The sequence below is a fragment of the Paenibacillus sp. sgz302115 genome (assembly GCF_056120445.1).
The window spans coordinates 74,725-86,818 of sequence record NZ_JBVYOK010000011.1; the positions used below are offsets into that span (position 1 = coordinate 74,725).

The following is a 12,094-nucleotide window of genomic DNA, read 5'->3' on the forward strand; positions in this document are numbered from 1 at the left end:
CCTTACCACTCCCATAGTGAGCTTATTTATTCCCAATAAAATGGGCCAATGTTCTTCAGACGCGCCAGACCTTCGACATAGAAGTAATCCCCGTAAATCAATGGAACGTCAATGTTCGTACCTGCCGGATAGTGGCTCGTGCCATGAAGAATCAGCCCCTCCTCGGCATCATTGCCCCAGGTGCCGTAATTGCGGTACAGCGACTCCAGCATCTTAATCGCAGGCTCCCGGTATACCGGTGCCTCGATCTCCCCGACCTTCCCGGCAAGAAGCAGAAGTCCGCTCGCAGCACACGCACCGGCCGATGAATCGCGGAATTTCCGCGCTTCTTCCGGTGCGCGGAAATCCCAATGCGGCACATGATCCTCCGGCAGGCGTGCCAGGAAGAAGTGGGCCACCTTCTGGGCTGTATGGAGATACGTAGTTTTGCCGGTGTGATGATAGGCCAGCGTCAGCCCGTAGATTGCCCAGGCCGCTCCTCTGGACCAGGCAGACTCTGCCGAGTAGCCTTGGCCGCCCAAGCCTTCGATGAATTCCCCGCTTTCCGGGTCGAAGCGGACAATATGATACACTGAGCCGTCCGGGCGGATGAAATGCTTCACGACCGTATCCATATGCGCCTCAGCAATATGACGGTAACGCGGATCTCCGGTGACCTCCGCAGCCCAGAAGAGCAGCGGCATGTTCATGCAGCAGTCGATAATGGCATAACCCCTGTTGTCCTCACCTTCGTACCAGGGATTCCAGGCCCGGATGAAGCTGCCCTTCAGATTAAAGCGTGCAGCCAGGAAATTCGCCGCCTTCAGCGCTCTTACCTTCGAGACCTCGCTCCCCAGCAGCTTATAAGAAGCCACGCTGGTCAAGGTCCACATGAACCCCAGATCATGGTCCAGACGCACATAATCATTCAGCACCTGGTCCAGCTGCTCCTCGCACTGCTCGGCCAGCGCCCGCAAAGATTCATCCTTGCTGCCGTTATACAGCAGCCACAACTGGCCCGGCCAGAAGCCCGCCGTCCACCAGTGCGGCTGCTCCAGCACATAGGTTCCGCCTTGACTGGCATGGGGGAATCCCGCGCCTATCCGCAGACTATTCCGCTGTGTTTTCTCCAGTGCCTTGCTCCATGCCTCTTCTACCCAATTCAGCTTTGTTTCCGTCATCTTGAGCCACCGCCATTCATGGATTTGATATTATTTATAAGTTCATGAACTGAAACTTGAATTCATATCTTGCCTGCTTGTCGGGCTCCCCTAAGGCATGATAATCGAGACCATACCAGGTCTTAACAGCTCCAAAATGGTCCTTATAGGTATGTACAGAAATTTCCGCCCTAAGTGCGCCGCCCTCATTGAAGATGCGCAGCCCCCGCCCGCCATGGCCTCTCAGCAGAATACTGCCGTCCTCCAGCACTGGCTGGCAAAAGGTCACGAACCGCTCAGTCAACGCCTCCGGCGCTTCCCTAAACCGAAATTCGTCGATCAGCTCCAGCGCCGGCAGCTTCCCTTCCTTGTGCCACCTGAAGGAACGCGTCAACTGCTCCAGCCGCACATTGCTGTAGGCCCGGGTTAAGTCGAGCTTCAGCACATCCGTGCCTCCGCCCGCAGCAGCCTCTAGAACCTCCGCATATGCATCCGCTCCGGCACGCTGATACTGCCCGTCAATAATCGGAACACTATGGCCCTGCGAGCCGTTGCAGTCATAAGAGTACCGTGCTGCACCGAAATAATCGGCGGTGTACTCCCCGCATCCAAGGTCAGAGAGGTAGACCGTTCCTTCTCCGAGCAGAATGAACTGGCCGAGATCGTTGTGGTTGTGAGGCTCATCGTTGTTCCCGCCCTTCGCGGCCAAGCCGAACGCACCCTCCGGCCCGATTCTGCGGGACAACAGCCACTCTGCATCCGGCAAATAGCTGCTGGCGCTGTCCCATTCACTGCTGCCCGCCTCCGGGCTGCGCCAGAGCAGGTTGCGCAGCGCCGGAGCCCAGCGGCTGCAGTGGTCGTCCGTGTACGCGGCCCGAAGAGACGCGGGAGGCGGCTCCACTTCGGGATAGGCCGCAGCAAGATAATGGCTTAGGCCCAGGAACACGCTGCCGGTCTGCTGAGAATCGGAGAAATTCGCCACCAAGCCCCCGCCTAGAAAGCATTTCTGCTGGAACGCGGCAATGCTGCCCACCTTGTCCCGCCGGAACCAATCCAGCGCTCCCTTGCTTCTACGGCGGAGCAGATCGGCATAATAGACGAAATAACCAAAGCCGTAATTCCAATAGCCCAGCCCCTCAAGACAGGCACCGTCCTCCCCGAAGCCTTGAAGGTAATATTCCATCGTACCCTGCACCTTGATGAGAATATCTGCAAGGACCTCAGGGTCTTTTATCAGCAGCAGGGCTGCCGAACCAATCGATCCGGAGCAGACAGCGGCCCAGTTATGCGTTGCCGTCTCCCAGTGGTATGGACCCGAGGTCAGGTAGGGCACGAACAGGCGCTTATGTACTTCTTCCTTAATCCGGGCCTGCAGCAGGGCTGGAAGCCGGTCCCCAAGCAAGCAGCCGATTTCACTAAGCGCAAAGCCGGTCTCGGCCGAGAACAGATCAATCGTCTCTGAAATTCCGCTCTCCCCCACGTGCGCGGGCAGACACCAGGTATTTTCGCCGCAGATACTCCACAGAATCTCGCATACAGCGCTTACATGCGCTTCCTGCTCCGGCTCCAGCAGCATGAGCAGCACAGCCGTATTCAATATTCTTCTCCGCTCGAAATAGACCCGCTCATATTCCAGCCTGGAGCCGGTACGGCTATAGATGGAGAACAGCTCATAAGTAAGCCCTGGAATCGACGTCCCCCTCAGCCTTGCCCCTTCTCCGCGAATTTCTGCTACTTCCTCCGCGTACAGCGGTGAATCCCTTACCGTCGACCAAAAGCCCGCCGGATTTCCATCCGGGTAATACAGCCTGAGATCGGCTTCCTCCATATTTCTGACTGCCGCAAGCAGTTCGGATCGTTCCATCACGCGCCGCCTTTCCCGCCATGCAAGCTAGCCCCGGTATTCCGCCGGTGTTACCCCCGCATGAATCTTAAATGTCTTTATAAAATAGCTCTGGTTGTCATAGCCAAGCTGTTCGCAGATTTCCCCCACGGTGGAATGGGTCCCATCCAGCAGCTCCTTAGCTCTTTCCATTTTCAGCCTCGTAACATATTCGATAAAAGTAATGCCTGTCTCCTTCTTAAAGAGCCTGCTGAAATAGCTGGCATTCAAATGCAAGTGATCCGCCACCTCATCGAGACTGATCCTTGCACCCAGACGCAGAGAAACATACTGGCAGGCTTCCGTCACTTCAGCCCTTTTGCTGCCTCCGGCTCCCGCCCCTTTCGCGGCAACAATGGATTCAAGATGACTGTCCAGCCATTCCCGCAGCGCCAGCAGAGAATCAATATCCACAATCTCCTTGTGCAGCGTATCTGCCGAATAAGCGGGCCGGATATACTGCAAGGAATGCAGCTTCAGTTTCAGGTCCAGCAACAGCTTCAGCGTCCAGTCCTTTACCATTTCCGGCGGGTACTTCTCATTACGGATCAGAGATATCCATTTCTCTGTCACGGCTCGCGCCTGCTCCGCCTGCCGCCCAAGCAGCACCTCCCTCAGCTCCGCCGTTGCCTGATCATAATGGGCGAAGAGATTGCCCGGGATGGACGGTAAAAGAACAGTCTTTCTTTTCGCAATCTCCTCCGGCACCAGGTAGAAACGCTGCTCTTCGGCATTCAGCAATACAGATAGCTGCTGCTTGAGCTCCTTCGGCGTACCCGCGCCCTCCCCGGTAATGAATGACATGCGGACCTTCAGCACTCTGGACAAGGTTGACTGGATGACCTTCAGCCCGGCAGCGGCTTCAGCATAAATATTTCCATGAAGTCCTGGCCTGTAGGAGAAAAGCAGGAATGAGGCTCTCACATTATAGCCAATATAAAGTCCGCGCGGCTTCATCCCGTCCAGCACTTCATTCATGACATTGCTCACGGCAAAATGCAGCGTCTGATCCGAGGAAAAACGGTATTTCACGTGCCTGTAATCCTCCAGGTACGCTATGACGGGCAGGCAGAATTCCTCATGCTGAAGCAGTCCGTACTCGGCAACCTCATCCATCCATTTCTCGGGAGACAGCAGCGGCTGGTGAATGAAGTTCTTGATGCTTCGCTCCTTGCGCAGCTCTCTGGTCTCTCTGAACAGATGCTTGATTCTGGAATTCTCCCAGCCTGCACGATTTTCCTCTTCGAGAGACTCCTTGAATCTCCGCAGCAGCCCTACAAGATCCTCAGGGTCGAGCGCATCCTTCAGCAAATAATCCTGTACATTAAGGCGCATCGCCTGCTGGGCGTACTGAAATTCATTATGACAGGACAAAATCGCGATCTGGACCCCCGGCTTCAGCTCCTTGACACGGGCGGACAATTCCAGTCCGTTCATCCGTGGCATACCGATGTCCGTAATCAGAATATCCGGCATTTCCTGCTGCGCATGCTCCCACGCGCTCTCACCATTCTCATGAGTGCCCATCAGGTCAAAGCCCAGCTCCTCCCAGCGGATGCTCTCGGATAACAGCTCTATCACCGGATAATCATCATCCACGAGCATGACCTTATACATCCCCTATCTCCTCCCTGTGTGGAATATGCATCTCAATCAGCGTGCCTGTGCCTTCTGTGCTGGACACATCAATGGCAAAATCCCCGCCAAACAGCATGCGCATCCGTTCCGCCACATTAGACATGCCCAAGCCGGAGAAAGAGCCTTTAGGCTCCTCGGAGGCAGGAATGCTCCCGGTCTCCTCCTCCAACCGGCTCTTAATGGATGCGAGCACATCTGCATTCATCCCCCGCCCGTTGTCAGCAACCGTGAGGACAATCCCCTTCTCCTCTACTGCCGCCCGGATGCTGATGATCCCCGGCTGCTGGCTGAGCCCGTGAATCAGCGCGTTCTCGACCAGCGGCTGAAGGAAGAAGCGCGGCACCTTAATCAGAAAAGCCTTCGGATCTATATCCAGCTGCAGCTCCGCTTTCTCCTTCTGGCGCAAATTCATCAGGCCGACATAATGCGAGACCAGATCCATCTCCTCATGCAGAAAAATCTCGTCCTCCTCCCGGCTGATGGTCATCCGCAGCAGCATGGACAGCGAGCCGATCATTTTGGCGCTCTCCGGATCTCCGCGTTTCATCACCTTCATGCGGATCGAGTTCAGCACGTTGAACAGAAAATGAGGGTTGATCTGGGCCTGGAGCATTTTCAGCTCTGCCTTTCTTTTGCGTGCCTGGGTGTCCGATACCTCAAAGATCATCTCTTTCACCCGGTCGAGCATCTGGTCGAACAGCAGGCCGAGCCGTCCAATCTCGTCATTGCCCCGGACCCCGGAACGCACTTCCAGATTGCCCCGCTGTACCGCGCTTGTCACCTTGCCGAGCCTTACCAGCGGCTTCGTGAAGGCGCGCACAAGTGTAATCAGCAGAAGAAGAAATAAGAAGAAAGAGAGCAGTTGAATGATAAACACACGGTTAAAGATCGAGCTGATATCGACGATGCTCTCCTTATAGGGCTGCATCAGCACCAGGCGCCAGCCGTTGAAGGAAAGCTGCTGCTGGACCACCAGATATCTGTCCCCGGCAATCGTCACCACCCCGGAGCCATCCAGCCCGTCTACAGCAGCCGCATAAGGAAAAGGCTGGCCAAGCCGTTCCGAATCCGCCTCCGACACAATGTTGCCATCCCCGTCCAGCAGCACCACCTTCTGTCCCGCCGACAGATTGCCAAAGATATTATGCAGTTGATCCTCCATAATCGTCACCACCGCATAGCCATAGATCTCCGTGCTGTCCAGACGCAGAGTCCGGGCCACCGTGATCTGATAAGGATGATCAAATTTATCGTAGGAGAACCCGGTCGGCTCCACGCCCGCCCAGTAGGACTCCAATCCCTTCAGCTCCGTCATCTTGCGGAACCAGCTCTTCTTCTTGATATCCAGCGGATTGTAATCGCTAACAGAATAGTTCATGAAATAGGTATTATTCGTCAATAGAATTGTAACGTAGCTGTTCTGTCCAACGACTGTAAGGGTATCCAATTGTTCCAGCACCCGGTTCGAGTCCATAAACCGCTGATACTCATTGCCGCTGACATTATCGGTCGCCGCCAGCTTGAAATAGGCTTTCAGCCCCGGATTGGTCTGGACATAATTGGCGATGGTCAGCATCCCTTTCAGGCTGTTCGTCACCGAGCCGTTCACCAGTTGCAGGGAATCCTCCGCATTGGCGATCGCCTGCCGCTTGACGGCCTCCTGGGTCAAGGAATTGTAAATGAGCAGCGTGAGGGCAGCCGGAACCAGAATACAGGCTATAGAAGCTATGATCAGCTTGTGCCGGATTGATTTCGGGGTGAGCTCCCTGAGTCTGCTAAGCATGGCCGTGTCCCCCTAAACAAGTAGAAACGGCTTTGCTCTCCAGTTAAGGAAGGCAGGCCGCCCCATGCTCACTTGAATTTGTTAACATTATATCAAATTATTTTTTGTTGGCCGCAATTATTTTATTAACACGGTCCTGGGAGTTTTGAATCGTCGTATCCACATCCTGGTTGCCCAGAATCATCTTCTCATATTCCTCGTTAATCGCTTTGTATGCCTCAGCCTGATAGGTGGCCGGTGGAATGATTGCCGATGCTTTGGAAGCTACGAGTGTGTCTACCAGTGATTTCTTGTCAACCTTCTCCGGATTCTTCGTGCCGGCAAGGATCGTGTCAATAATGCCTTCGACTTGATCACTTGTCACCTTGCTCCAGGCCGGAATGTTTTTGCCTTGGACAAGCTGGCCTTCCGTAGTGTACCAGCGGACAAATTTATAGGCGGCTTCCTTGTTTTTGGATTTGGCAGCAACGGCCACATAATCTGTAGTCACTGGAGTCAGACCATTCTCATCCGCAGCGTTGTTCTTGGGAAATGGAGCTACCGCGAGATTAAAGTTCAAAGGCACCTTTTCCGTTCCGCCGATTTCCGTGTTCATCCAGCTGCCGATCAGAATCATGCTGGCGGACTGGTTGAAGAATTGTGTGCGGTAAGCCAGCTTTTGAGAGATCATGTCAGTGTAGGGCACCGAGGATTTATCCTCTTTTTCCATTCTCAGTCTGAGCTCAAGCGTTGCCTTAAAATTCGGGTCATCCAGATTGGAGGTGCCGTCTGCCTTCAGAAATTCAGAGTTCTGCGGCTGGTTCTCCATCTTCAGCTTCAGGAACTCCATCCAGCCCCCTGCTTGCGGACCGTGAAAATACGCGCCGTAACGCTTCTCAGCACCTTCCCCCTTGGTCAGCTTCTTGGCATAATCGGCAAAATCATCCCAGGTCCAATCGGTTGGAACCGCAAGCCCCGCCTCATCCAGATTATCCTTGTTCAGCAGCACATACCACGGATTGAATTTGCCTGGCAGCGCATAGACCTTGCCATCCAGATGGGTATCCACTTTATAGTCTTCTTCTACCTTGTAGCCATCCTTGGCAATATAGTCATCCAAAGGCTCAGCCATGCCGAGCGCCACACGCTGCGCATAACCGGCTGCATCACTGAACATGAGAATATCCATCTGTGCAGAGGATGCCGCCTCCAGATCCAGCTTCTTGAAAGCCTCCTGTGTATCGCCTTTCTCACTCAACTGCACCAGTTCAATCGTGACATCCGGATTGGCTGCTTCATAAGCCTCCAGCGTGTGCTTCCAGTTGTAGGCTTCCTCCGTACCATAGGTATAGAGCCGCAGGTTTGTTTTCTCTGTACTGCCGGCTGCTGCTCCATTCGTTGCCTTGCCCGCCTCTTCATTACTATTTGCAGCATTATTGCCGCCGCAGCCAGCCAGCAGGCTTAACATCAGAACCCCCGCAATTGCCGCCGGCCATACTTTTCTTGTGACCATCATTGAACCCTCCCTTGAATATTTAGGTGACTCATAAATGAATTATAGAATACGCTTTCATTTGGCACATGAAACAATATTTACTTTTATTGAATTATTTTTACTTCTATATAAACTGAACTTGATATTTAAAAATTGGGGGCTTGGTCGTGACTGCGGGGAATGTTTGGACTTCCGGCCGCTGTTATGTTTGGATTTCCTGATTTAAACCGCTGTTCGCGGTAGAAATCCAAACATAAAGGCGGACGCTCCGCTCCTCCAGTTCCAAACTTCCCCTCCATCACTCCGCCCTTTTTTTTGATTTTTTCAAGTTCATCTTATACACCAGTTTTTGCGGTTGTAGCAGCCAGTCCACCTGTGATTTTACCCCTTCACACCACCGAGCGCGATTCCCTCAATAACATTCTTTTGACCCAGAATAAAAATAATAATCAGAGGGAGGATTGCCGATACCGCCGCAGCCATAATCAGAGAATAGAATTCTCCGCTCATGGAAGTGAACTTCTGGATCGCAATCGGGAGGGTCAGCAATTTGTCGCTGCGGATGAAGATCAGCGGGTTCTGATAATCGTTCCAGGTCCAGATGAAACGGAGAATCGCGTAGGTGGCCACCGCAGGCTTCACCAGCGGCAGGGCAATCGACCAGAAAATACGCGGATGTCCTGCACCGTCGATTTTGGCCGATTCAATGAACTCTTGATGCAGGCCCATAAAAAACTGCCGCAGCATAAACGTTCCGAGCACACTAAAAGTCCCTAGCAGAATGAGGCCCAGTTGGCTGTCGAACAGCCCGATGTTGCGGTAAATAATAAACTGCGGAATCAGAATGGCCTGTCCTGGAATCATATAAGTAACAAGCACGATCATAAACAGGATATTGCTGGCGCGGAATTTGATTTTGGAGAAGCCGTAAGCAGCCATTGCCGAGATCAGGCAGGACGCCGCAGTTGTAATCACCGCCACCTTGATCGAGTTCCAGTAATACAGCGTGAACGGGTAATCCCCGAACCAGACCTCCTTGTAATTCTCAATCGCATTCCATTGCTTAGGCAGCCACTGGATCGGATAAGCAAATACCTCCGACTCCACCTTGAACGAGGTGACCAGCATCCATATAAAAGGCAGCAGGAACAATATACTTCCCGCAAACATCACAACCGTAACGATAATTTTGCGCCAATCGAGGCCTGAGCGCATTTCCATATGCTTCTTCCCCTCACTTCTCTGTCTAATAATTGACCCATTTCTTCTCGGCCAGCCATTGTCCGAACGTAATCAGCATGACGAATATGAACAGCACTACAGCAATGGCGGAAGCATAACCAACCTTGAGATTAACAAAGGCTGTATCATACAGGTACCAGACCATCATCGTTGTTGAGCCAATCGGCCCGCCTTGTGTCAGAACTGCAATAATATCAAACACCTTGAACGTAGCAATGATACCGGTTACAAGCAGGAAAAAGGTTGTCGGCGACAGCAACGGGAAAGTGATCCGTCTGAATTTCGTCCAGCTGTTTGCCCCGTCGATATCGGCAGCCTCATATAAATCCTTCGGAATGGACTGCAGGCCGGCGATGTAGATAATCATATTGAAGCCGATAGAGATCCAGATGGAGATCATCATAATCGAGATCAGGGCAAAATTCGGATCGGCAATCCATTTTGGCGGATCGGCAATTCCGAAGGCCTTCAGCATTTCGTTAATCGGCCCGTAGGAGGGCTGGAACAGCACCTGCCACACAATCGCCACTGCGACAGTCATGGATACATAAGGGACAAAATAAGCGATTTTGAAATAGCCCTTCATATACACATAGCGGTCAATCAATATCGCCAGCACCATCGACACCAGCAAATACACCGGCACCGTCAGCAGAAAAATAAAGTTGTTGCGCACCGAGCGGATGAACATATCATCCTGCAGCAGATTGCTGAAATTCTGCAGCCCCACCCAGCGGATACCATCAAAGCCCTGCACAAAGTTCCAGTCGGCAAAGCCGAGCACCATCGTAGCAATGATCGGGATCAGCACCAGAACCGTAACCCCGATCAGCATCGGGCTTACAAACAGCAGTCCGGACAGCGTTTCGCCCTTTTGCAGCGACCAGGACTTGCGCTCCCGCGCAGCCCGCGGCTTTTGCGTTATAGTCTCCATATTTTGCCCCATGTCTTAAGCACCTCAATTGTTTCGTTATAGGTCATGCCTTAACTCTGCTTACATTATAAAAAAAATACCGTCAGCGCTTTGACGGTATTTTGATCTTATTGGATGTAATTTTTACTTCTTCCTTTTACCCTTGGCACCCTCTTCAGTCGCGGCCCGCAGCCCTCCGTCATAGGTGTATAGAATGTGATCTTTCAGCTGTTCCCCCTGCAGAACCTTCCGCACCAGCTTTTTGCCGGCTTTGGGGGTCATCTCCTTGTACCATACCCCTTCAGGATAAGAGATCACGATACAGGCATCCGAGCATCTTCCGTTGCACTCGGTCACAGTGGTATGTATCCTGCTTGCCGCGTCCTGCTTCTCAATCTCATTCTCTATGGCTTCGGCTACCTCTTCACCTTTATGTTTCCGGCAGCTGCTGCCGCCGCAGATCAGCAAATGGTGGACCGTCCCTTGCAAATTCCAGGTCGTCATGACACGCCTCGCCTCCTTCCTGAAGTAAATAACCTTATGACTCCAGCCTTCAATCAATCTACCGATTTGTTCATAGTCTGTCAATTAGAAAAAATGACTAGAGACCGGCGAAGAAGGGAATAGTAACGTTAATTCATCCATAAAGGAGACGATCCCCGTGAAAATCCTCTTGATTTACCTGGTGCTTGCCATGCTGGACTTAACTATCGTGATATCCCTTGATTGGCTGACCGGAACCCCATTCTCCAAGTCGTTCAGCTTCTTAGGCTCTGTCTTTGCCACTACAACCTTTCAGGAGCTGGTGCTCCTCATCGCGTTTCTCTGTTTCCCGGTTATCCTCGCAGCATGGGAGGCGCTTAAGAAGAACAAGAAATCCCACTCCTAAGCTAATCGTACCAGCCAAACCGTTTACGTATGTGGTGGACAACAAATAGAAACATTGGAATATATGCACACAGGACAGGTAAAATATATTTCAGGAATTCCTTTCCCTCGTTCAGATGATTGGAATAATTCTCCGCACTGACAAAAGAACTGAACAGAACAACCACCCCGACAGGCACAACCACTTTCCGGTAATCCTTAACCTTAAATAAATCCGCAGTGATTGCCGTTGCCGCATAACAATAGATCGACATTTTAAAAAACACGCCAATAATCAAGGTTAAAATGACAAGTGCATCCAGCCGCTGGATAAAATTAGCCACATTCACCAATGTTATCGTCGTATATATCGGAAAGGCCGCTCTTCTGTACATGTCCTCGCCAAGCACCGACATTTCAACCATATGAGTAATCGTGAGCAGCAGCCCGCTTAATATCACTGCTGTTACGCCTACTCTCTTCGCCTTGTTAACTTTGCTGAAAAATGGAAGTATCGTTGTAACGCAGACCAATTCTCCAAACGGGAAAATCCAGATGCTGGGGTATGCTGAACCTAATGCGTCCCATAGATCCTTGGCGTGAAGCGGAAACAGGTGCTTGAAATCAACCAGTCCGGCAGCAATCACTACAAAATTGCAGATGACCCCCATGATCATCATAATCCAAAAGTATATTTCGGCGGTTCTGGCAAATACTTCGATGCCTTTGTTCAGAATGAACATTACAGCAATGACCATAATCGCAGTGATGATCAGGATCGGTGTACGGTCATAGGAAGCCGAGATTAAGAGGTCGCCCGCCTCCCGCAAATTTCTGGAGCCATTGAACAGCAGCACCGGAATGTACAGCAGGCTCAGCGGCCAGCCGATAGCCTTGCCAAGTATTTTTTGTGTATAGCCGCTGATGATCAGACCCGGAAACTGCCGGTACAAATCATTGTAGATCAGGTACAGCACCACTCCTCCAGGCAAGGCCATCAGTATGGACAGCCATACTGCACGACCGCTTTCCAGGCCAATAGGAACAACCAGCGCCGTTCCAAATTCAAAAAGCACGATCATAGAGAATAACTGACTTGGTCCGACGGCTTCTTTTCTCATCACTTAGCTCACCCTATCTATTCATTAGAAACCAA

The 12,094-nt window shown here is 52.0% G+C and carries 10 protein-coding genes; 1 reads left to right on the plus strand and 9 read right to left on the minus strand.

What is annotated here, in order from left to right:
• Nucleotides 1–26: 26 nt before the first annotated feature.
• The 8 genes from AC0LWN_RS19985 to AC0LWN_RS20020 form a co-directional block, all read right to left on the minus strand.
• Complete coding sequence (locus AC0LWN_RS19985) at nucleotides 27–1,160, minus strand: glycoside hydrolase family 88 protein (protein WP_474668368.1); 1,134 nt, start codon at nucleotides 1,158–1,160, stop codon at nucleotides 27–29.
• Nucleotides 1,161–1,194: 34 nt separating this feature from the next.
• Nucleotides 1,195–3,003, minus strand: a complete 1,809-nt coding sequence (locus AC0LWN_RS19990) for a hypothetical protein (RefSeq protein ID WP_474668370.1) — start codon at nucleotides 3,001–3,003, stop codon at nucleotides 1,195–1,197.
• A 27-nt stretch (nucleotides 3,004–3,030) separates the two neighbouring features.
• Complete coding sequence (locus AC0LWN_RS19995; protein ID WP_474668372.1) at nucleotides 3,031–4,638, minus strand: response regulator transcription factor; 1,608 nt, start codon at nucleotides 4,636–4,638, stop codon at nucleotides 3,031–3,033.
• Nucleotides 4,631–6,442, minus strand: coding sequence for a sensor histidine kinase (locus AC0LWN_RS20000; protein WP_474668374.1), 1,812 nt, complete (start codon nucleotides 6,440–6,442; stop codon nucleotides 4,631–4,633). Before AC0LWN_RS20000 ends, AC0LWN_RS19995 begins: the two co-directional genes overlap by 8 nt.
• 97 nt (nucleotides 6,443–6,539) lie before the next feature.
• Nucleotides 6,540–7,934: an ABC transporter substrate-binding protein gene (locus AC0LWN_RS20005; protein ID WP_474668598.1), complete on the minus strand. Its 1,395-nt coding sequence runs from the start codon at nucleotides 7,932–7,934 to the stop codon at nucleotides 6,540–6,542.
• A gap of 363 nt (nucleotides 7,935–8,297) precedes the next feature.
• Nucleotides 8,298–9,137, minus strand: coding sequence for a carbohydrate ABC transporter permease (locus tag AC0LWN_RS20010; protein ID WP_474668376.1), 840 nt, complete (start codon nucleotides 9,135–9,137; stop codon nucleotides 8,298–8,300).
• Between the two features lie 25 nt (nucleotides 9,138–9,162).
• Nucleotides 9,163–10,104, minus strand: a complete 942-nt coding sequence (locus AC0LWN_RS20015) for a carbohydrate ABC transporter permease (protein WP_458964181.1) — start codon at nucleotides 10,102–10,104, stop codon at nucleotides 9,163–9,165.
• Nucleotides 10,105–10,215: 111 nt separating this feature from the next.
• The gene (locus AC0LWN_RS20020) at nucleotides 10,216–10,575 is read right to left on the minus strand and encodes a (2Fe-2S) ferredoxin domain-containing protein (protein ID WP_474668378.1); all 360 of its coding nucleotides are present in this window, start codon (nucleotides 10,573–10,575) and stop codon (nucleotides 10,216–10,218) included.
• Nucleotides 10,576–10,732: 157 nt separating this feature from the next.
• Between AC0LWN_RS20020 and AC0LWN_RS20025 the strand changes: the two genes are divergently transcribed.
• Nucleotides 10,733–10,960, plus strand: a complete 228-nt coding sequence (locus AC0LWN_RS20025; protein WP_474668380.1) for a YczF family membrane protein — start codon at nucleotides 10,733–10,735, stop codon at nucleotides 10,958–10,960.
• 1 nt (nucleotide 10,961) lies between these two features.
• On the opposite strand, the gene AC0LWN_RS20030 is transcribed toward AC0LWN_RS20025, so the two are convergent.
• Nucleotides 10,962–12,059 (minus strand): GerAB/ArcD/ProY family transporter, encoded by a 1,098-nt coding sequence (locus AC0LWN_RS20030; protein ID WP_474668381.1) that lies wholly within the window; start codon nucleotides 12,057–12,059, stop codon nucleotides 10,962–10,964.
• Nucleotides 12,060–12,094 lie beyond the last annotated feature (35 nt).